This window comes from Allobosea sp. FBZP-16, from assembly GCF_002831785.1.
Taxonomy (GTDB): Bacteria; Pseudomonadota; Alphaproteobacteria; order Rhizobiales; family Beijerinckiaceae; genus Allobosea; species Allobosea lupini.
Map to the genome: position 1 here is coordinate 15,894 of NZ_LNCQ01000056.1, position 20,803 is coordinate 36,696.

General features: G+C 66.7%; 23 protein-coding genes. 7 read left to right on the forward strand and 16 right to left on the reverse strand.

What is annotated here, in order from left to right; genetic code table 11:
* Positions 1-30: 30 nt before the first annotated feature.
* From CXY91_RS27720 to CXY91_RS27745, 7 genes are all read right to left on the reverse strand, one after another.
* A complete protein-coding gene (locus tag CXY91_RS27720) occupies positions 31-534 on the reverse strand; it encodes a hypothetical protein (RefSeq protein ID WP_199777584.1) in 504 nt (167 codons plus the stop codon).
* A 102-nt stretch (positions 535-636) separates the two neighbouring features.
* Positions 637-1,524, reverse strand: coding sequence for a DMT family transporter (locus CXY91_RS27725; protein WP_100965199.1), 888 nt, complete (start codon positions 1,522-1,524; stop codon positions 637-639).
* Entirely contained in the window at positions 1,521-2,174 is a 654-nt protein-coding gene (locus CXY91_RS27730; RefSeq protein WP_100965201.1) for a class I SAM-dependent methyltransferase, read from the reverse strand. Before CXY91_RS27730 ends, CXY91_RS27725 begins: the two co-directional genes overlap by 4 nt.
* Positions 2,171-3,019 carry an AraC family transcriptional regulator gene (locus CXY91_RS27735; RefSeq protein WP_100965203.1) on the reverse strand — a complete coding sequence of 283 codons (849 nt, stop codon included), beginning with the start codon at positions 3,017-3,019 and terminating at the stop codon, positions 2,171-2,173. Before CXY91_RS27735 ends, CXY91_RS27730 begins: the two co-directional genes overlap by 4 nt.
* A gap of 133 nt (positions 3,020-3,152) precedes the next feature.
* A complete protein-coding gene (locus tag CXY91_RS30420; RefSeq protein ID WP_158673615.1) occupies positions 3,153-3,356 on the reverse strand; it encodes a hypothetical protein in 204 nt (67 codons plus the stop codon).
* 126 nt (positions 3,357-3,482) lie between these two features.
* Entirely contained in the window at positions 3,483-5,393 is a 1,911-nt protein-coding gene (locus CXY91_RS27740; protein ID WP_100965205.1) for an ABCB family ABC transporter ATP-binding protein/permease, read from the reverse strand.
* Between the two features lie 167 nt (positions 5,394-5,560).
* Positions 5,561-6,190 carry a nucleoside triphosphate hydrolase gene (locus CXY91_RS27745; RefSeq protein ID WP_100965207.1) on the reverse strand — a complete coding sequence of 210 codons (630 nt, stop codon included), beginning with the start codon at positions 6,188-6,190 and terminating at the stop codon, positions 5,561-5,563.
* 171 nt (positions 6,191-6,361) lie between these two features.
* Between CXY91_RS27745 and CXY91_RS27750 the strand changes: the two genes are divergently transcribed.
* Positions 6,362-6,694 carry a hypothetical protein gene (locus CXY91_RS27750; protein ID WP_100965209.1) on the forward strand — a complete coding sequence of 111 codons (333 nt, stop codon included), beginning with the start codon at positions 6,362-6,364 and terminating at the stop codon, positions 6,692-6,694.
* Between the two features lie 149 nt (positions 6,695-6,843).
* Here CXY91_RS27750 and cimA read toward each other — a convergent pair whose 3' ends face one another.
* From cimA to cysS, 3 genes are all read right to left on the reverse strand, one after another.
* Complete coding sequence (gene cimA / locus CXY91_RS27755) at positions 6,844-8,454, reverse strand: citramalate synthase (RefSeq protein ID WP_100965322.1); 1,611 nt, start codon at positions 8,452-8,454, stop codon at positions 6,844-6,846.
* Between the two features lie 157 nt (positions 8,455-8,611).
* Entirely contained in the window at positions 8,612-9,235 is a 624-nt protein-coding gene (locus CXY91_RS27760) for a hypothetical protein (RefSeq protein WP_210202613.1), read from the reverse strand.
* The gene (gene cysS / locus CXY91_RS27765; RefSeq protein WP_100965212.1) at positions 9,232-10,701 is read right to left on the reverse strand and encodes a cysteine--tRNA ligase; all 1,470 of its coding nucleotides are present in this window, start codon (positions 10,699-10,701) and stop codon (positions 9,232-9,234) included. Before cysS ends, CXY91_RS27760 begins: the two co-directional genes overlap by 4 nt.
* 381 nt (positions 10,702-11,082) lie before the next feature.
* On the opposite strand from cysS, the gene CXY91_RS27770 reads away from it, so the two are divergent.
* Both CXY91_RS27770 and CXY91_RS27775 read left to right on the forward strand, forming a co-directional pair.
* Positions 11,083-11,412 (forward strand): hypothetical protein, encoded by a 330-nt coding sequence (locus CXY91_RS27770; RefSeq protein WP_091832272.1) that lies wholly within the window; start codon positions 11,083-11,085, stop codon positions 11,410-11,412.
* Positions 11,413-11,501: 89 nt separating this feature from the next.
* A complete protein-coding gene (locus CXY91_RS27775) occupies positions 11,502-11,849 on the forward strand; it encodes a hypothetical protein (protein WP_100965214.1) in 348 nt (115 codons plus the stop codon).
* Between the two features lie 21 nt (positions 11,850-11,870).
* Here CXY91_RS27775 and CXY91_RS27780 read toward each other — a convergent pair whose 3' ends face one another.
* A complete protein-coding gene (locus CXY91_RS27780) occupies positions 11,871-12,386 on the reverse strand; it encodes a CreA family protein (protein WP_091830708.1) in 516 nt (171 codons plus the stop codon).
* A 47-nt stretch (positions 12,387-12,433) separates the two neighbouring features.
* Here CXY91_RS27780 and CXY91_RS27785 point away from each other — a divergent pair, with 47 nt between their 5' ends.
* Complete coding sequence (locus CXY91_RS27785) at positions 12,434-13,066, forward strand: GNAT family N-acetyltransferase (RefSeq protein ID WP_100965216.1); 633 nt, start codon at positions 12,434-12,436, stop codon at positions 13,064-13,066.
* Here the strand turns inward: CXY91_RS27785 and CXY91_RS27790 are convergent.
* From CXY91_RS27790 to CXY91_RS27810, 5 genes are all read right to left on the reverse strand, one after another.
* Positions 13,036-13,572 carry a hypothetical protein gene (locus CXY91_RS27790; RefSeq protein WP_091830713.1) on the reverse strand — a complete coding sequence of 179 codons (537 nt, stop codon included), beginning with the start codon at positions 13,570-13,572 and terminating at the stop codon, positions 13,036-13,038. The two genes, CXY91_RS27785 and CXY91_RS27790, sit on opposite strands and share 31 nt — an antisense overlap.
* 27 nt (positions 13,573-13,599) lie before the next feature.
* A complete protein-coding gene (locus CXY91_RS27795) occupies positions 13,600-13,821 on the reverse strand; it encodes a DUF2783 domain-containing protein (protein ID WP_336529454.1) in 222 nt (73 codons plus the stop codon).
* Positions 13,818-15,386, reverse strand: a complete 1,569-nt coding sequence (locus CXY91_RS27800; protein ID WP_100965218.1) for an FAD-dependent oxidoreductase — start codon at positions 15,384-15,386, stop codon at positions 13,818-13,820. Before CXY91_RS27800 ends, CXY91_RS27795 begins: the two co-directional genes overlap by 4 nt.
* 11 nt (positions 15,387-15,397) lie before the next feature.
* On the reverse strand, positions 15,398-16,354 hold the full coding sequence (locus tag CXY91_RS27805) for an MBL fold metallo-hydrolase (RefSeq protein WP_100965220.1): 957 nt from the start codon (positions 16,352-16,354) through the stop codon (positions 15,398-15,400).
* 146 nt (positions 16,355-16,500) lie between these two features.
* Positions 16,501-17,511 (reverse strand): fumarylacetoacetate hydrolase family protein, encoded by a 1,011-nt coding sequence (locus CXY91_RS27810; protein WP_100965222.1) that lies wholly within the window; start codon positions 17,509-17,511, stop codon positions 16,501-16,503.
* Positions 17,512-17,573: 62 nt separating this feature from the next.
* Between CXY91_RS27810 and CXY91_RS27815 the strand changes: the two genes are divergently transcribed.
* From CXY91_RS27815 to CXY91_RS27825, 3 genes are all read left to right on the forward strand, one after another.
* Positions 17,574-18,659 carry a TRAP transporter substrate-binding protein gene (locus CXY91_RS27815; RefSeq protein WP_100965224.1) on the forward strand — a complete coding sequence of 362 codons (1,086 nt, stop codon included), beginning with the start codon at positions 17,574-17,576 and terminating at the stop codon, positions 18,657-18,659.
* 250 nt (positions 18,660-18,909) lie between these two features.
* Entirely contained in the window at positions 18,910-19,398 is a 489-nt protein-coding gene (locus tag CXY91_RS27820; protein WP_091830724.1) for a MarR family winged helix-turn-helix transcriptional regulator, read from the forward strand.
* A gap of 273 nt (positions 19,399-19,671) precedes the next feature.
* Positions 19,672-20,802 (forward strand): DUF2865 domain-containing protein, encoded by a 1,131-nt coding sequence (locus CXY91_RS27825; protein ID WP_158673616.1) that lies wholly within the window; start codon positions 19,672-19,674, stop codon positions 20,800-20,802.
* The last annotated feature ends 1 nt before the right edge of the window (position 20,803 follow it).

Sequence of the window (20,803 nt, forward strand, 5' to 3'; positions counted from 1 at the left end):
GAACTTGGGCGGCCTCCGGGCCGCCCTTTTTTATGCCGTTCTCGCCACAGCCACGCCCGCGCCGAAACGGCGCGCCGCGAGCAGGGTCAGGATCAGGAAGACGATCAGCGCCAGCACCTGGGCGATCGCGAAGGGCGGCTCGCTCTGCGTCGGCGCCATATCGTGCAAGACGTTCACCTTGAGGAAGAGCTGGGCGATCAGCACGAAGATCAGCAGATAGAACGAGAGCACCGCGGTGATCGCGTAGATCCGCCGCCAGACATCGCGCAGGGCGAAGGCGTAGAGCGCCAGCCCCGCAAGCACGATCAGCACAAGCGACACCGCGCCGACGATATGCGAGGGCAGCACCCTGTCGAAGGGGAAGGCGTAGCCGGTGGCACTGCACGCGAAGGCAGTCGAGAGATAGATGCCATTCCAGCGCGGGCTGAGATGGCCCTTCAGCAGGGCGGCCGTCATCGGGAACCCGGCGACGATCGCGATCAGGCTGAGCCAGGTATGGAAGCCCACCAGCGTGGTTGGATCGAGCACGAACATGGCAAAGCCCCCCCGCTTCAACCGCAGCGAGCCCACAGCCAGGCTCTGCAAGCCATACTGCCAATCGTGGGGCGTGCTGGCGAGAGGCTTATGGAAAAGTTCTCAACTGAATGGCTCCGCAGCCACAGCAGGCGCACTGGTGCGCTGTTGGCGGGCCGTGGCGAAGTAAGAACCGGCGAGGATCAGCAGGAACCCGACCAATAAGGCGGCGGAAAGTGGCTCGCCGAGCACAAGCACTCCGAGCAGCACCGCCACCGCGGGATTGAGATAGGCGATCACGGTCGCTCGGGCCGCGCCGACCTCGGCGATGAGCGCAAACAGCAGCTGGAAGGCCAGCGCCGTGCAGACGACGGCGAGGGCTACCACCGCAAGGCTCGCATCGAGCGTGATCCGGGCAGGCCAGAGAGCCGGAACGAAAGGCAGATAGAGGATCGCAGCGACGATCAGTGAAACGACCACCACCGCGCTCGCCTCCGCCTCGGCGAGCTTACGCACGACCATGATCGGGCCGATGGCATAGCCGAGCGCGCTCAGCCCCAGCGCCAGCGCCGGCCAGAGCTCGACCGGCTGCTCGTCGAAGCCGAGCAGTGCGACGACACCGGCCAGGCCGAGGCCGAGCCCGGCAAGCCGCCCGATCCCGAGCCGCTCCTGCGAGAGCACGACGCCCAGGACCGCGGCGATAATCGGCGTCAGCGCGATGATCAGGCCTGCCAGCGAGCTCGTCACCCGCGTCTCGGCGAAGCCGATCAGGAACCACGGGCCGCTGATCTCGACGAGCGTGTAGAGGATCAGCCAGCCGGGCCGGCGGAAGCCCGACATGATGCCCTTGCCGCGCAGCGCGAAGGGCAGCAGCACCAGCGCGCCGATGGCAGCGCGGCCGAAAGCGACGATGACCGGGTGGTAATCGGCAACGGCGATCCGGATCAGCAGATAGGGCACGCCCCAGATCACGCCGAGGGCGAGGAACAGCAGCCAGGCTTTCCGGTTCATGCCAGCGTGCCCTTCCGGAACAGCGCAGTCAGCCAGCGGCCGTCGCGGCCCTCGAACGAGTGCGACCAGTGCAAACCGAGCCCGAGTGCTGCGAAAATCGCGATGATCTCGGAACGCGGCCACAGGGCGACGTAATACGCGCTGCCCTTCGTGCCGATTTCGACGCTCTCGCCCTGCCCTTCCCGAAGCGCGAGCAGGAAGACGCCGCCCTCGCGGATCGCCTCCGCGATCCTGGCGAGGACCGAAGGCAGGATCTCGCGCTCGACGTGCTGGAGCACGTACAGCGCCACGACGCCGTCATAAGGGCCGCCGAGTGGATCGCGGATAACGTCGAGGAGATCGGCTCGGCGGCCGCGCCCCGCCTGCAACTGCACGAAGGACTGCGCTCCATCGGTCCGCCTGACGGCAAGCCCCCGCTTCTCGAGCCAGTCGGCATCCCAGCCCGGACCTGAGCCGATCTCGAGCAGATGGCTGCCCGGCGGGACGAGCTTCAGCAGTTCGACAAGCGCCGGCTCGTCGTCAGCCTGCGGCTTGGGCGCCGTCGTTGCCGCGTAGTCGTCGGCACAGCCTTCATAGCCGGCGAGGGTCGAGCTGTTCGAAGCCGAGCGGTTCGCTTGTACCGCCTCCTTGACCGTTTCCGGCGCACTCATCTCCCACCTCCCTCGCGCTCCAGGGGGATCCAGATCTGCAGGCCGCCGAGCCCGGTGCCCGGATCGAAGGCGTCGTTGTGGAATTCGAGGACGGGGCCGTTCGCCGCATTGAGCCCGGCGGCGGGCAGCGCCTCGTTCCAGATCGCCGTGTAGGTGTCGAAGATCGTCGAGACGTGGTCGCGATGCTCGAAAACGGCATAGGTTCGGGGCTCGGTCTCCAGATAGGCCAGCGGCTTTCGCGGCGGAGCGGCCGAGCTCACCTCCGTGGCGCACATGTACTCGAAGCAGCCATCCTCATCGGGCGCGCGGCAGACGCCGATCGGTATGCCCGGAGCCTTGTCGGGGATATCGGCATAGTGGTCGCACATGAATGACTGCCATTGCGCCGGTATCCCGATCGCCGATTCATAGGAGCACGGGGCTGACAGGCCGACGAGGCGCAGCCGACCCAGCTCCCGAACAGTCGGGACCGGAGTCCTGGCGCGTCCGTTGGTCAACCGCAGCGGTGCGACGAGGTCGATCCGCTCGGTGCTGCCAGTGTTGCGAATCTCCTCCGGCGTGGTGCCGAACTGGTCGCGAAAAGCGCGGGTGAAAGCTTCGTGCGAGCCATAGCCGAACTCAAGTGCGACCGAGAGGATGTCGGGCGCGCCAGCGGCAAGGCGCTTGGCGGCCTCGCTCAATCGCCGGGCCCGCAGATAGGCCATCACCGGCCAGCCGCTCGCCGTCCCGAAGGCATTGGCGAGGTGCGAGCGCGAGACGTTGCAAGCCGCCGCGATCGAGCCCAGCGTCAGTTCCCGGCTGGAATTGCGCTCCATCACCCAAAGCGCCTTGTCGGCAAGCGACATGCCCCGGCTCCTCCCGCGAAAGTCCCGTGCATATCATCGGCTTCAGCCGGTCGCTTGATCGATCGTCCACAACCGACAGCGCTCTTTCCGGAAGCCGCCGCCCCGGAACCTCAGCTCCGGGGCGGGGTCTTCTTCAGTGGCCGATGCCGCTCAGGGTGGCGATGGCCAGAAGCGTGTAGCCGAGCGCCAGAAGGGCGTAGCCGGCGATGATCATGGTCGGGCTCCGGGATTGGGGCCGCGCGCCTCGTATGTCGGGCGCTGCGTGCGCCTGGATTGCGGAATGGGACGGAGAAAGAAGCTGCGACGCCGTAGCGGCGTGCACGCCGGAAAGAAACAAGCGACGACCCGAAGGCCACCTCGGCCGGGGCGCCCCGGCCTATGCTAGCGTCGTAAATTCGATATGCGTCATTCTGGGCAGGAATCAACGACGCCGCGCAAATTTCCTTCGCGCGGCGTTAGAACCTCACTGCGTCAGGCTGACCCGGACGCTCTCGCCCTCTTCCTGGGTCGCGCGCTGCAGCGTCGCCTTGGCCTCGTCCACCTGGCGCTGGCGGTTCCAAAGCGCGGCGTAGACGCCGTCGGCGGCGAGCAGGTCGCGGTGATGGCCGCGCTCGACGATCACGCCCTTGTCGAGGACGATGATCTCGTCGGCGTTGACCACGGTCGAGAGCCGGTGGGCGATCACCAGCGTGGTGCGGCCCTCGCTCACCCGGTCGAGCGCGTCCTGGATCTCCTTTTCGGTGAAGGAATCGAGCGCCGAGGTCGCCTCGTCGAGCACCAGCACCGGCGGGCCCTTCAGGATGGTGCGGGCGATGGCGACGCGCTGCTTCTCGCCGCCCGAGAGCTTGAGGCCGCGCTCGCCGACCGAGGTCTGGTAGCCTTCCGGCAGCGACTTGATGAAGCGGTCGATCTGGGCGAGGCGCGCCGCGTCCTCGATCTCGGCCTGCGTCGCCTCTGGCCGACCATAGCGCAGATTGTATTCGATGGTGTCGTTGAACAGCACCGTGTCCTGCGGGACCATGCCGATCGCCGAGCGCAGGCTGACCTGCTGCACCGCGGCGATGTCCTGGCCGTCGATGAGGATGCGGCCGTGTTGCGGCTCGTAGAAGCGGAACAGCAGGCGCGAGATCGTCGACTTGCCGGCGCCCGAGGGGCCGACGATCGCGATGGTCTTGCCGGCGGGCACCTCAAAGGAGACCCCGCGCAGGATCGGCCGCTCCGGCACATAGGCGAAATGGACATCCTCGAAGGTGACGGTGCCGGCGTGGACGTCCAGCGCCGGAGCCCCCGGCCGATCCTGGATCTCGGGATCGCGGCCGATCAGCGAGAACATCTGCTCGATGTCGAGCGTCGCCTGCTTGATCTCGCGGTAGACGGTGCCCATGAAGTTCAAGGGTATGTAGAGCTGGATCAGCATGGCGTTGATCAGCACGAAATCGCCGACCGTGTTCGTGCCGGCCTGGAAGCCGCGCACGCACATCACCATCGAGATGGTGAGGCCCGCCGCGAAGATCGCGGCCTGGCCGAAGTTCAGCCAGGCGAGCGAGGTGTAGGCCTTGATCGAGTTGCGCTCATAGCGCGCCATGGAGAGATCGTAGCGCGCCGTCTCGCGCGCCTCGGCGCCGAAATACTTCACCGTCTCGTAGTTTAGCAGCGAGTCGATCGCCTTGGCGTTGGCGTCGGTATCGGACTCGTTCATCTGGGCGCGGATGGCGATGCGCCATTCGGTGGCCTTGATGGTGTAGGCCATGTAGCCCACCACCATCACGACCAGCACGACGACATAGCGCCAGTCGAACAGCCAGAGCAGCACGGTGATGATCAGCGTGACCTCGATGATCACCGGCACGAGCTGGTTCAGGCCGAGGCGGACCATCTCCTCGATGCCGTTGCGGCCGCGCTCGAGCACCCGCGTCAGGCCGCCGGTCTTGCGCTCGAGATGGAAGCGCAGCGAGAGATGGTGGAGATGGCCGAAGGTCTGCAGCGCCAGCGTTCGCACCGCATGCATGAAGACCGGCGCGAAGATCGCGTCGCGCAGCTGCACGAAGGCGGCCGAGCCGACGCGGGCAAAACCGTAGATCACTGTCAGCGCCAGCGGTGCGCCGACGAGGAAGGGCAGCCAGTTCGACAGCGAGGTCGGGTTGTTGGCGAGCGCATCCGTCGCCCACTTGAAGGTGAAGGGCACGCCCATCAGCACGAGCCGACCGATCACCAGCAGCACGAAGGCAGCGACGACGCGCTGGCGCAGATCGGCCCGCTCCGGCGGCCAGAGATAGGGCCAGAGCGCCTGGAACGTTGCGATGAAGCCGGAGCCGGGCTGGAGCACGGCTTGGCGCGCGAGGGGCGCCGGAACCGGCGTGGCAGGCGAGGACATTGAAATGCTTCCAAATGGAACCGCCGATATAGGCGGATTCTCCGGGGAATGCAGGGGGCGGGAGATGAAATTACCGAAGTCGCTTTTGCGATGATGCTAGTAGCAGTGTCGCCCCGGATCTCCGCTTCGCTGCGTCCGGGACGACCAGCGCTTGATCTTGAAGCCGATCAGCGTGTGGCGACGCCATTCTTCCAGATGATATCGGCTGAGCGACTGCCTTCGACAACCAGCCGCGCATTGGGCAGGTCGTTGCCCTCGACCCAGGCGCGCGCGGCCTCCTCGCTGCGACCGAGATCGGTCCAGCGCGCGAGCAGACGGCGCTCCAGTTCGGCGATCGGCACGTCGATGAAGATGGTCAGCTCGAAGAGCGGCGCGAGCTCCGACCATGGCGCTCGGTCGACCAGAAGGTAGTTGCCCTCGACCAGCACGAAACGCGCATCGGCCGGAATGATGGCCGCGCCAGCGCGGGCAAGATCGGCCTGGCGATCGAAGACCGGCACCGCCACACCCCCTTCGCCCGACCGAATGCGCCGGAGCGTCGCCGCAAGCCCGGCGCAGTCGAAGGTTTCAGGCGCGCCCTTGCGCTGGCGCAATCCCATCGCGTCGAGCACGGCATTGTCGAAATGAAAGCCGTCCATCGGCACCAGCGCCGCTTCGCCGGCTGGCAGCGCTGCGAGCAGATGCTCGCTCAACGTCGACTTGCCAGCCCCCGGAGCACCGGCGAGCCCAACGACGACGCGGCGCCGGTCACCGGCCCGCTCGACGATCCTGGCAGCGACATCTTCGGCAGTTTGCATGGTCACAAGCCCGGAATCTCCGCTCCCCCGCCGCAGGATCGGCGACGTCCGCGCCGTCTGCAACCGGACGCCGGCGCCATGAACCGGCACCGATCAGGCCTTGTTCTCGTCGCAACTGCGATGTCAGACTGGCCTAAAGCCTTTAAGGGCTGAAGCCTGGAGAAGACGCCCATGATGCTTCGACGCATTCTTCCCGCCGCTTGCGCACTCGCGCTGCTGCCGATCGTGCCGGCGCTGGCGCAATCGCGCCCGCCGGCACAGATCAAGATCACCAATGCCCGTACCGTGCCGCTTGAGTCGCTGGAGATCACCACCACGGGTGAGCAGGCCCGGCTCGTCGGCAAGCTCGCCAAGCCGCTGGCTCCCGGCAAGAGCGCCATGGTCAAGCTCAACAAGCCGGCCGGCTGCAGCTACTACCTGCTCGGCAAGTTCAGCGACGAAAGCGAGAGCGACAATGACGGCATCGACCTCTGCAAGGAGAAGTCGCTGCGCCTGACGGAGTGACCCTTCACCTTCGCCCCTCGGGGTAGAAGGTGGCAGCGCGAAGCGCTGACGGATGAGGGAAGGAAAGGGCCGGTCGACAACCGGCGCACCCAGTCGAACCGCCCTCATCCCCGGCCGGACCTTCTCCCCCGAGGGGAGAAGGAGGCTGACTACGCCGTCGCGCCTTCGCGCATCAGCTTGTAAGTGATCGAATCGACCAGCGCCTGGAACGAGGCATCGATGATGTTGGCGCTGACGCCGACCGTGGTCCAGCGCTCGCCGGTCTCGTCGGCGGATTCGATCAGGACGCGGGTGACAGCGTCGGTGCCGCCCTGGAAGACGCGGACCTTGTAGTCGACCAGCCTCAGGCCACCGATCAGCGACTGGTAGCGGCCGAGATCCTTGCGCAAGGCGAGGTCGAGCGCGTTGACCGGGCCGAGCGCGCTTTCGGCGACCGAGATCAGCGATTCCTCGCCGACCTTCACCTTGACGATCGCCTCCGAGAAGGTGACGAGCTCGCCCAGCGCATTGTAGCGGCGCTCGACATTGGCGGTGAAGCGCTCGATCTCGAAATAATCCGGCAGTTCGCCGAGGATGCGCTTGGCAAGCAGGTAGAACGAGGCGTCGGCGCCCTCGAAGGCATAACCCTGTGCCTCCTTCTCCTTCAGCTCCTCCAGCACGCGCGAGAGCCGCGGATCGTCGCGGCCGATGGTGACGCCGATGCGCTCCAGCTCGGCGACGAGATTCGACTTGCCGCCCTGGTCGGAAACCAGCACTTTCCGGACATTGCCGACCAGATCGGGCGCGACATGCTCGTAGGTGCGCGGGTCCTTCAACACGGCCGAGGCGTGGATGCCGGCCTTGGTGGCGAAGGCCGAGGCGCCGACGAAGGGGGCATGGCGGTTGGGCGCGCGGTTCAGCATCTCGTCGAGGGCGCGCGAGACATGGGTGAGCTCGCCGAGCTCGGCCTCGCCGACACCGAGCGCGAAGCGGCGGTTGTAGCGCTCCTTTAGCTTCAGCGCGCCGATCAGCGTGACGAGATTGGCGTTGCCGCAGCGCTCGCCGAGCCCGTTCAGCGTGCCCTGGATCTGGCGAACGCCGGCCTCGACCGCAGCGAGCGAGTTGGCGACGGCGCAGCCGCAATCGTCATGGGCGTGGATGCCGAGATGATCGCCTGGAACAACCTTCGCGACCTCGGCGACGATCCGTCCGACCTCGTCCGGCAGCGTGCCGCCATTGGTGTCGCAGAGCACGACCCAGCGCGCGCCGGCCTCATAGGCGGTGCGGGCGCAGGCGAGCGCATAGTCGGGATTGGCCTTGTAGCCGTCGAAGAAGTGCTCGCAATCGAGCATCACCTCGCGGCCGGCCGCCCTCGCGGTGGCGACGCTGTCGCGGATGCCGTCGAGATTGTCCTCCAAGGAGATCTCGAGCGCGACATGGACGTGGTAGTCCCAGCTCTTGGCGACGAAGACGATGGCGTCGGCCTTCGCATCGAGTAGCGCGGCGATGCCAGGGTCGTTCGAGGCCGAGCGCCCTGCCCGCTTGGTCATGCCGAAGGCGGCGAACTTGGCGCGCTGCGTCGGCTTGATTGCGAAGAAGGCCGTATCGAGCGGATTGGCGCCGGGATAGCCGCCCTCGACATAGTCGATGCCGAGCTTGTCGAGCATCGCCGCGACGGCGCGCTTGTCGTCGAGCGAGAAATCGACGCCCGTGGTTTGGGCGCCGTCGCGCAGCGTCGTGTCGAAAAGGTGGATGCGGGCGAGCGTCGCCTCGCCAGCCATGCGCGGCGCTGCGTCGGTCAAGGTGGCTTGTGCCGCGGCGCTCATCGCCTCACCCGCAACCGGTAACGCAACACCTTCGGCATCACCATGGCGAGCATGACGAGCTTCATCGCGATCGAGAGCGAACCACGCTTGCGGATCTTCGGAGCCTCGGTGGTCATTGTTCTTGGTCTTCTTTCAAAACAGCCGGCAGGGGTCGCAGGTCGACAGGCGTATCGGGGTCGATCTCGCCGATCATCGCCGGCTTGAGATCATAGATGCCGGCAATGGCTTCGAGCGCGGCCGGGGCATCGAGATTGACGCCCCATAACGCCATGGTCCGGGCAAAGGCGCGGGTCGTCATAAAAGTGACCGGGTAATCGACTTCGAGGAACAGGTTCGGGACCTTGCGGTCCTCGTAGAGCACGACGGCGGAGGAGGTTTCGTCGGGCCGCCAGAAGTCGACGAATTCGCGCAGCGCAAGCTCGCCGGAATTGCGCAGGCTCGCCTTTAGACGTGCCTCCTCCTCGAGCGAGCGCTCGCGCGCCCTGAGCGAACGGATGCCTTCGCCGATCACGGTCGGCACGCGCAGGAGTGCCATGCCTTCGCTCTCGATCCAGTTGCGGATCTCGATCGCGAAGGGTTTGGTCTCATCGCCGACCAGCTCGTCCTCGACACGATCGACCAGCACGATGCGGCGGTTCAGCCGCGGCAGCATGGCGAGCAGCCCAGCCGCAGCCAGACGCAGGACCGGCCCCGCATCGGCAATGATGATCGGCTCACGTGAGGCGGGAGTCATCACCGCTTCACCTCCCAGCTGGTCGTCAACTCGCCGGTCGCCGGGTCCTTGCCGTCCATGAGCACGATGCCCATCGCCACAAGCTCGTCGCGAAGGCGATCGGATTCGGCGAAGTTCTTCGCCTTGCGGGCAGCGAGGCGGGCGGCGATCAAGGCCTCGACCTTCGTGCGCAAGGCATCATCGATCGCGGCCACGGGCAGCTCCGGCAAGCCGATGCCGAGCAGCGCGAGGCTCGCTTTCAGGCTGGCGTGATCACCGGCCTTGCGCAGGGCATGCAGTTCGGCGAGCACCTGCGAGGTGTTTAGATCATCCGCCAGCGCTTCGATCACGCCGGCAGGAACCTGCCCTGCTTCAGCGTCTCCTGCAGCCACGGCCCAGTCGGCCAGCGTCCTTTCCGCCTCCTCCAGCGCCTTCACCGTCCAGTCGATCGGCTGGCGGTAATGGGTCTTGAGCATGGCGAGACGCAGCACCTCGCCGGGCCATGTCCGACCGCCGAAGCTCTCGGTCGCCAGCAGCTCGTTGATGGTGACGAAGTTGCCGAGCGACTTCGACATCTTCTCGCCTTCGACCTGCAGGAAGCCGTTGTGCATCCAGTAGTTTGCCATGCGCGCAGCACCGCCGGCCGCACCGAAGGCGCAGCAGCTCTGGGCGAGCTCGTTCTCGTGATGCGGGAAGACGAGATCGATCCCGCCGCCATGAACGTCGAAGACGTTCCTGGCGGGATCGTCGCATTGCAGGCCGCCGCCGAACGGCTCGAGCAGCGCCTTCATCGACATGGCCGAGCACTCGATGTGCCAGCCGGGGCGGCCGGGCGTGGCGATGCCGGCCGGCGATGGCCAGCCCGGATCGATGCCGGCGCGGCTGGGCTTCCACAGCACGAAATCCATCGGATCCCTTTTGTAGGGAGCGACATCCACTCGTGCTCCAGCCACCATCTCGTCGAGCGAGCGGCGGGCGAGCGAGCCGTAGCGCGGCGCGTCCTTCAGCCCGGCGACGGCCGGGACATGGAAGAGCACATGCTCCTCGGCGACATAGGCGACACCGCGGGCGATCAGGCGCTCGATGATCGCCTTCATCTCCTCAATATGGCCGGTGGCGCGCGGCTCGTCGTCGGGGCGCAGGTTGCCGAGCGCATCGACATCGGCGTGAAACTGCGCCGTCGTCGTCTGCGTGACCTTCGCGATCGCCTCGTTCAGCGGCAGGTCGGGAAAATCGCGCGCGGCGCGGGCGTTGATCTTGTCATCGACGTCGGTGAGGTTGCGCGCATAGCGGACATGACCCTCGCCATAGACGTGCCGCAGCAGCCGGTAGAGCACGTCGAAGACGATGACCGGCCGGGCATTGCCGATATGAGCATAGTCATAGACCGTCGGGCCGCAGACATACATGCGCACGTTCTGGGGATCGACGGGGGTAAAGACCTCCTTCGTCCGCGTGAGCGTGTTGTAGAGCCTGAGGGTCGGCTGCATCGAAGTGGTATCCTGACGAGAAGGCGACAAAAACGGCTTATCCTGGCCGCTGGCCGGGGCGCTGTCTGTCTTTTCGTTGGGACGAGGACGTGAGCAGCCGGCCAGCGAAAGCTAGCGGCAAATAATGCAGGTAATGGCGAGGGCTCGCGTCATCCTGCCGTGATGCCTGTCATGTACGCTTACGTCAAGTGGCAGCTTGGCAACGCCTGCGCGCCATCGCCCTGCCCTCCCGCGATTTCTGCCCTCATCGCCGCAATGCCGCCACAAGCTGAAGACGGTTTGCGCGCAACCAAGATTGCGGGGGTTCACGCAGTCTTAACCATTTGGAACCAATTTGACATGTCGAAGGTTCAGCCCCGGTCGGGTCTCAGGGACAATATCATGCGCCGCGCCGTCGCTCTGGTCGGGCTCTTCGGAATCATCGGTGCGGGGATGTCGCTGGCGCTGCTGCCTGCGACCGGAACCGTCGCCGCCCCCAAGGCCGAGCGCACCTATCTGATCCCGGCCGGAGACGGCTACGGCGTCGCCGATTGCATTTCCAGCAAGTCCGAATGCGGCCAGATCGTCGCCGACGCCTGGTGCGAGTCGCAAGGCCATCGTGCCGCCACCGCCTATGGTCTTGCCAAGCCGGAAGACTTCACCGGCTCGACGCCGCGCCAAGCCAGCGCTCCCGTGGCCGAGCAGCCGCTGGCGATCACCTGCGGGGGCTAATCCCGACGGGCGAGATTTTCCCGGATTGACGCAAGCCGTATGCTTGGCCGCCGTGGATGTTCCCCGGCTGCATCGGGGATCACCGGCCCATGATCCGTCCAGCGCTCATCGCCATCTTCGCCTTGGCGACACTGCTGCCGGCCGAGGCCTTCGAGGGCCGCTATTGGACGCTCGGCGGCAGCATGACGATCCGCCCGGCCGGCGCCGGCATGCTCAAGGTCGATGCCGAGATCGGCAGCCGGAGCTGCGTCGGCGTCATCTCGGCTCGCGGCCGGCCCCAGGGTGACCGGCTCGTCGCCGAAGCAACGGAATATGGTGAGATCTGCCGCCTTGAGATTCGCCGCAGGGGCCGCTCCCTCGCGGTGACGGAAAGCGGCGCCTGCACACCGTTCCACGGCGCGAACTGCAACTACACCGGCACCTACACGCCCCGTTAGATCAGATGGGCCAAACCCGCCTCACTTCACCCATTCCGAGCATTTCGGTACGTCGCCCATCCCGCCCCAGGGCATGATCGGCACGCTCGAGGTCGAGTTCTGCGGCGAGCCGTCGATCAGCTTGTCGGTGTAGACCATGTAGATCAGCACGTTGCGCTTGGTATCGCATCCACGCACGATCTGCATCTTCTTCCAGATCAGCGAGCGGCGCTCGCGGAAGACGACGTCGCCCTGCGAGAACTTCTCCTTGATCTTCACCGGACCGACCTGGCGGCAGGCGAGCGAGACCTCCGAGACCTCCTCGGCAACGCCGAACATGCCGGAAACGCCGCCCTTCTCAGGAACGGTGTAATGGCAGGCGACGCCCTCGACGACCGGGTCGTCGACGCCGTAGACCGCGAGCTTGTCGTCCGGGGTCAGCATCTTCCAGACCGTCGACTTCCTGAAGATCAGGTCCTCCTGCGCCACGGCCGGCGCAGCGACGCCGGCGAGCGCGAGAAGAGACGAGAGGGCGAGAAGACAATGACGAAAGCTCATCCAGATTCTCCCAGAGCGTTCCCGAGGGACGGCGGGCAGGATATGGGATGGCGCGCGGTCCCGCACCAGTGCAGGCGTCAGCAATCCTCGAACGACACGACAGGGCCACCACCATGCTGCCGGTGCTGGAAACGGAGCGCCTCCTGCTGAAGCCGCGAACCGAGACCGATCTCGACTTCATCGCCGCGCTCAACGCCGACCCGCAGGTGATGCGCCATATCGCGGCAATCGGGGACCCCGCGATGGGGCGCGAGGGCGTCGCAGCGCGCAGCTTCCTGCATGTCGAGCGCGGGCTCGGCTACTGGACAGTGTTCGCCCGTACCGACGAAAGCGGACCGCTCGGCTATGTCGGGCTCATTCCAGATGGCGACGACCCGGAGCAGGCGCAGGTCAGCTATCGTTTCGCCACGCGCCATTGGGGACAGGGTTTCGCGCGCGAGGCGGTCAGCCGGCTGCTCCGCCATGCCTTCGAGACGCTCGACCTTCCCGAGACCCTCGTGGTCACGCATCCGCAGAACGTCGCATCGCTGCAACTCGCCGCTCGGCTCGGCTTCGAAACCGACAAGACGCGGAACGCGCCGAGCATCGGCGATCCACCGGTACCGGCCGCCTGCTTCCGCCAGGATCGGGCCGCCTGGCGAAAAGCCGCTCAGGCCACGATCGGCCTGAACGCCAGGTAGTAGGCCGCGATCGCGCCGATGAAGCCAAGCCCTGTCAGGACGAGCTTCAGCCGGGTGAAGCCGCTGGCGATGGCAACGGTGCCGTCGTCGAGGGTCGGAAACCGATCGAGGAGGCGGGCGATGGCGAGGTTTTCGACGATGTCGCAGAGCCCGCCGAAGAGCCAGCCACCGCCACACAAGGCCGCCACCCACCAGGGATAGCCGCGCATCGACAGGCCGGTGATGATCAGCGCCCCGACGACCGTATAGACAAGCGCGAAGGCGAGATCGGCCGGGAGCAGCTTGTTGCGATAAATGGCGCGGCGCTCGGGACCATAGAGCGAGAACAGCTTCTCGACGTCGTCCTTGGTGAAACCGTCGAGATCGCTCTCCAGCGCCCGGTCGACCTTGAGGCTGCGCGCCCAGAGCCAGGAGAGCAGCAGCGTCAGCACGACCAGCGCCGGCCCCCAGAAGAAGAAGCCGAGCGGAATCAGGGTGGAGTAGAAGGTCGGAAGGTCTTCCATCATGGCTCGCTCCGGCGTCGTGCGCCAAACCTAGCTTGCCTCGCGCGCCAGCGCCACGGCTTCGCGCAGCACCTGCTCGTCGCCGATCTGGTTGGCGAGGATCAGGACGAGGCGGGCATTGAGCGCGGCGCTTGCACGCTCGTCGAGGTCGCGATGCGCCTGGGCGAGCAGGCGAAAGGCGGCGTCGGGATCGGCGAAGCGCGATTCGCGCGCGAGCCTGCTCGCTGGCGCCATGGTGGCCGCTGCATTCATCCCCTGCCCTCCATCCGCGCGAGCGCGGCTTCGATCGCGGCCCGATTCGGCTCGCGGAACCGAGCGGCGACATGCCCGTCCGGCCGCAGCAGCACGGCTGCACCCTGCTCCAGGGCATAACGCTGGCGCAGTGTGCCATCGCTGGCAGCCGGCTTGATCGCGAGGACCCTGGCGGGCGCAATCTCTGCCGCGCCCTCACCGATCAGGATCGCCTGCCCGGCCGCAAAGGCCTCGCTCAGCCAAGTATGGGAACCACCGGCCAGCGGCGCATCGAGGAAGGGCGCACCCGGCAGCAGGCCGTCGTCCCAGTCCTCTTCGTCACTCGACAGTGCCGAGCCGGCATAGGCGCTGGCCACGGAAAGCCGGCCGGAATTGACGAAGCGCTTGGCGAAGCCGGTCAGGGGCGCGAGCGAAAGCGCCGCCTCGCGCAGCAGCCGCTCGCCGGGGGAGCGTGGCGCGATGAAGTCTGTCGCCCGTGTTGAGTTCAGGATGTTCTCGTCGGCGGCGGCGACGCGCTCGCTGTCATAGCTGTCGAGCAACGAGGCAGGGCTGTTGCCCTGCACGATCAGCGCGAGCTTCCAGCCGAGATTGTCGGCGTCCTGGATACCGGAATTGGCGCCGCGCGCGCCGAAGGGCGAGACCTGATGAGCGGCGTCGCCGGCGAAGACCACGCGGCCGTGCAGGAATCTGTCGAGCCGGCGGCACTGGAAGCGGTAGACCGAGACCCATTCCAGCGCGAAATCGGCATGGCCGAGCATGCGCTCGATCCGGGGCCGCACGATCCCGGGCTGCTTCTCATGCTCGGGATTTGCATCGGGGCCGAGCTGCAGGTCGATGCGCCAGATATCGTCCGGCTGCTTGTGCAGCAGCGCCGACTGGCCGGAATGAAAAGGCGGATCGAACCAGAACCAGCGCTCTGTCGGGAACGGCGCGGTCATCTTCACATCGGCGATGAGGAAGCGGTCCTCGAAAGCCTCGCCGCGGAATTCCAGGCCGAGCAGGCCGCGCGTCGGCGAGCGCGCGCCGTCGCAGGCGACGAGCCAGTCGGCGTGCAGGGAATAATCGCCTTCCGGGGTGGCGATGGTGATCCGCGCCCCGTCCTCGCGATTGTCGAGGCCGCTGAGACGGTTGCTCCAGCGCAGATCGACAAGCGGCTCGGCCAGAACAGCGTCGACCAGTGCCGCCTCGACATAAAATTGCTGGAGATTGATGAAGGCCGGCTGCTTGTGGCCGCCCTCGGGCAGGAGGTCGAACTCGTAGAGCTCGGCCTGCCCGCGGAAGACCCTGCCCTTCTGCCAGGTGACACCCTTTTCGACCATCGCCTGCGCCAGTCCGAGCCGATCGAAGATCTCGAGCGTGCGCTTGGCGAAGCAGATGGCGCGCGAGCCCTCGCCGATCCGATTGGCATCGTCGATCAGCACGACCGGGACCTGCCGGCGTGCCAGATCGAGCGCCAAGGTCAGCCCGACCGGGCCGGCACCGACGATGACGACCGGATGCCGGGCGGGCGTTGCCGCGTCCTGATCCGCGCTGCGGCGATAGGCGAACTGGCGGAAGGGCTGCATGCGCTGACGCCTCAGCCCCTGAGGTCCAGCCACATCTGGCGGTCGCGCTCGTCGGTCCAGATGCGCGGATGGTCGAGGCCGCCTGCCTCGTCATAGGCGCGGGTGACGTTGAAGGGCAGGCAGTGCTCGAAGATCACCCAGTCGCCATAGGACGGCTTCAACGTTTCGTGGACCCGCTCGAAGGTTTCACGAAGTGAGCGGCCGGCGGCGACATGGCTCTTCACCGCCTCGTACAGGTCGGTGAGGAAGGCGCGCGTGCCCTTGATGCCGTCGGCGACCATCGCCCGGTTGGTCAGCGCCGCGCCGCGGCCCGGCACCATCGCAGCGGGAGCGAAGGCGGCGAGCGCGTCCAGCGTTGTCGGCCAGTCGGTGAAATGAGCGTCGCCGCAATAGGGCGTCGCGCCGTATTCGACGAGGTCGCCGGCGAAGATCACATTGGTGTCGGGCATCCAGGCGACGATGTCGCCGGCGGTGTGGCCGCGCCCGAGCTTCATCAGCCGGACCTCGCGCTTGCCGAGCCAGATCGAGGCGTTGTGCGAGAAGGTCGTGGTCGGCCAGGTCAAGCCGGGGCGGATCGAATCGGCGCCCTGGAACAGCCGCGGGAAGCGGCCGATCTCGCTCGCCTTGTCCTCCTCGCCGCGCTCGACGATCATCGCCCGCGCCGCGTCCGAGCAGACGATCTCCTTCGCGCCATAGGCGGGCGCACCGAGGACGCGCACGGCGTGGTAATGCGAGAGCACGACATGGCTGACCGGCTTGTCGGTGACCTCGCGCACTTTTCCGATGACGCGCTCGGCCATGGTCGGCGTCGCCTGCGCGTCGAAGACGAGCACGCTGTCGTCGCCAACGACGATGCCGCTATTGGGGTCGCCCTCGGCGGTATAGGCGTAAACGCCCTTGCCGATCTCCTCGAACGATACGGTCTTTTCGCCGAGATCGGCGGTGGAGGCGAAAGCGGGGGAGGACATTGGGCAACCTCGTAAACGTGTTGATACTGACGTCATGCTCGGGCTTGACCCGAGCATCTCAGGCCGCGAGAGGCTCCAGTCCGGGCCCTACTCGCCAGGAGATTCTCGGGTCTACGCTTCGCTTCGCCCGATAATGACGGTGCGGGCTACGCATACGGCAGGATCTCCTGCTCGATCGCGCCAAAGATCGAATGGCCGGCAGCGTCTTTCATCTCGATGCGGACACTGTCTCCGAAGCGCAGGAACGGCGTCTTCGGCGCACCGTGCCGGATCGTTTCGACCATGCGCTGCTCGGCGATGCAGGCATAACCGAGGCCGCCTTCCGCGACCGGCCGGCCAGGGCCGCCGTCGGCATCGCGGTTCGAAACCGTGCCGGAGCCGACGATGGTGCCGGCGACGAGCGGGCGGGTCTTGGCGGCATGGGCGATCAGCACGCCGAAATCGAAGGTCATGTCGACGCCGGCCTGCGGCTTGCCGAAGGGCTTGCCGTTGACCTGGGCGAGCAGCGGCAGGTTGAGCTTGCCGTCCTTCCAGGCCGGGCCGAGTTCGTCCGGCGTCACCGCCGCCGGCGAGAAGGCCGAGGACGGCTTTGATTGAAGGAAACCAAAGCCTTTCGCCAATTCGTTCGGAATCAGATTCCGCAAGCTCACGTCATTGACGAGCACGACGAGGCGGATCAGCCCCCTCGCCTCCTCGGGCGTGACGCCCATCGGCACGTCGCCGGTGACGACCGCGATCTCGGCTTCGAGATCGATGCCGTAATCCTCGCTCGCGAGCTTCACTGCCTCACGCGGACCGAGGAAGGAATCGGAGCCGCCCTGGTACATCAGCGGGTCGGTCCAGAAGCTCTCGGGCATCTCGGCGCCCCTCGCCTTCCGGACCAGCTCGACATGGTTCACATAGGCCGAGCCATCGACCCACTGATAGGCACGCGGCAGCGGCGAGGCGCAGTCATGCTCGTGGAAACGGAAGGACGGTACCGAGCCGTGCTCCAGGCTCTCGGCGAGATCGGCGAGGCGTGGCGCGCAGCGATCCCAGTCGTCGAGCGCGCCTTGCAGCGTCGCGACGACCGGGAAGGCATCGGTGGCGCGGGTCAGGTCGCCGGAGACGATGACGAGGCGGCCATCCCGGCCGTGCATGAGGGATGCTAGTTTCATCTCTTTTCAATCCTCGCCGAACAGTGATGATGGCAGCAAATCTGTCCCCGGGAGGAAAGTCCATGCAACGCCGTATGTTTTTGAAGACGGGCGCGCTCGCCGCAGCCGCCGCGCCGATCGCGATGCCCGCGATCGCGCAATCGATGCCCGAAGTGAAATGGCGGTTGACGTCGAGCTTCCCCAAGCAGCTCGACACGATCTACGGCACCGCCCAGCAGTTCGCGAAGTTCATGTCCGACGCCACGGACGGCAGGTTCCAGATTCAGACCTTCTCGGCCGGCGAGATCGTGCCCGGCCTGCAGGCGCTCGACGCCGTCACCTCCGGCACTGTCGAATGCGCCCACACGCCGACTTATTTCTACGTCGGCAAGGAGCCGGCGCTCGGGCTCGGCACCGGCATCCCCTTCGGCCTCAACGCCCGCCAGCAGCACAGCTGGTGGTATTTCGGCGGCGGCGAGCAGATCGTCAACGCCGCGCTGGCCAAGTTCAACGCCTACTCGATCCCTTGCGGCAATTCCGGCTGCCAGATGGGCGGCTTCTTCCGCAAGGAGCTCAAGACGCTCGACGACCTCAAGGGCCTGAAGTTCCGCATCGGCGGCATGGGCGGGGCAGTGCTGGCCAAGCTCGGCGTGGTGCCGACCCAGATCGCGGCCGGCGACGTCTATCCGGCGCTGGAGCGCGGCACCATCGACGCAGCCGAGTTCGTCGGCCCCTATGACGACGAGAAACTCGGCTTCGTGAAGGTCGCGCCCTATTACTACTATCCCGGCTGGTGGGAAGGCGGCGCCATGCTGCACCTCGTGATCAACCAGGATCAGTGGAACAAGCTGCCCAAGCACTACCAGGCGATCGTGCAGAATGCCTGCGAAGCGGCCAACAACTGGATGCTGGCGAAGTACGACTTCGTCAATCCGGGCGGCCTGCGCAAGCTGATCGCCCAGGGCGCGCAGCTCAAGGCCTTCCCGCAGCCGATCATGGAAGCCTCGCTCAAGGCGGCGGAGGAGTACTACGCCGAGACCTCGGCCAAGAGCGAAGCCTTCAAGAAGGGCTACGAGTCGATGGTCGCCTTCCGCGGCGAGAACCTGCTCTGGTGGCAGGTGGCGGAGCTCTCTTACGACGCCTTCATGAACCGGCTGCGTTCGCGCTGACCGACAACCATCGCTCCGGAGCGTGCCGACGGCGCGCTTCCGGGGCCGAGGGCCTCGCCGGGGAACGCCCGGCTCACGCATGGACAGGCACAGTCCCGATCCGCCGGCAGAACCCTGGACGAACCGCGGCCTGCAAGCTCATCGTTGTTCCTCCCATGCCGGCAGCTTTGACAGGCGCTGCCGTTCGGTAATGATGCGTGCCGCAGCCTCTGCGGCATTCTCTCACCCCAGTTAGTTACAAGCGCAACTAATGTCAACGAAGCAAAAGCCTGAAGACCGCGCCCTGCATCTCGAGCAGTTCCTGCCCTATCGGCTCAACGTCGTCGGCTTTTTCGCCAGCCGCGCGCTCGGCCGCGTCTACGGCACGCGCTTCGGCATCGGCATCCCGGAATGGCGTGTAATCGCGCAGCTCGGCGAATTCGGGCAATTGACCTCGCGCGACATCGGCGAGCTCTCGCAGATGCACAAGACCAAGGTCTCGCGGGCCGTCTCGGAACTGGACAAGCGCGGGCTGGTGACGCGAGCCGAGAATCGGGCCGACCGGCGCGAGGCCTTCGTCGCCCTCACGGCCGCCGGCCAACGCCTCTACGCCCAGATCGTGCCGCTGGCACTCGCTTTCGAAGAACGCTGGATCGAGGGGATCGCGCCGGAAGAGTTGCGCGTCTTCGAGCGCGTTCTGGCAGTGCTGACCGAGCGCGGTCGCCATCTCGCCGGCGCGTACCAGACAGAGGAAGCCTGATCGCACAAGCGTTATCGAGAGCTGATTTGCCGCCCGGGGCGCGATATGCGATGCGCTGAGGCGAATAGACGGTGCGTCGAATCGCCGTTTCGACCCGGCTGACGCGCGCCTCCTTAGTTCCGTCGCGTTTCTAGCATGTGCTCTGTCTGTGCGGGCGATCACGGCCTGCACCGGACGAGTTACAGGGATAGCACTCTGCCTTCGATGATTTTCGCTTCGCTCCGACGCGTTCTCGCTCCGGCGCTGGCTTTCGCCGCGCTGACGAGCGCAGCCGTGGCGCAGTCGCCGGCTTGCGACAACTGGCGCGCCGAGCTCTCCAGCCTGCAGGGCCAGCGCGGCGGCGATCCCCGCGCCGCCCAGGCGGCGCAGCGCGTCGCCGGCCAGCTGGGGCAGCTCTCCAACCAATATCGGGCGATGGGCTGCGATCGCGGCGGCTTCCTCTTCTTCGGAGACGCCCCCCCGCCGCAATGTGGCGGCATCCGCGCCCAGCTGGGCGCGCTCCAGCAGCAATATGCCCAGCTTCAGCAGCAGGCGCAGGGCGGCGGCATCGAGCAGCGCCGTGCCCAGCTCGCCGCGCTGATCAACAATAATTGCCGGGCGCCGCAGCAGCGCGGCTTCTTCGAGACGATCTTCGGCATCGAGCCGCGCCGCGGCGAGATCGATTCCACCTTGCCCGAGCTCGACCCGGATCAACCGTCCGAGCCGACGGAAGGCGGTGGACGCCAGGGCGGGCCCTATACGGTCTGCGTACGCAGTTGCGACGGCTTCTTCTTCCCGCTCGCCAACAGCCCGAGCGGACGCGAAGGGCAGGACGAGATGTGCCAGTCGCTCTGCCCCGGCACCGAGACGCGCGCCTATGGCATGAGCAGCGGCGGCGACATCCAGAACGCCGTGGCACGCTCGACCGGGCAGCCCTATACCTCTCTGCCGAACGCGCTGAAGTACACCCGCAGCTTCGACGCCGCCTGCACCTGCCGGGGCCCCGGCCAGAGCTGGGCCCAGGCGCTGGCGAACGCCGAGCAGATGCTCGAGCAGCGCAAAGGCGACATCATCGTCACCGAGCAGCGCTCGCAGGAGATGTCGCGGCCCAAGCCCGAGCAGCCGCAGCGCGGCAAGAAGGGTGCTGCCAATGCGCCTGCGGCTGAGGCCAAGCCGGCCACCCCGGCGCCGACCACGCTTCAGGCCGCACCCGGCGACGAGCCGACGCCGGATGCCAATGTCCCGACTGCCAGCACCGAATCCGCCGGCGTCGGCCCACAGCGGATCGACGGCGAGAAGACCTTGCAGCAGGGCGACGGCCTGAAGCGCGAGAGCAAGAGCGTCACCGGCGAGCGCCGCACCGTGCGAATCGTCGCGCCGAACCTCGCGCCCAATCTAGGCGTCGGAGCAACCGCACGGCCGTAGC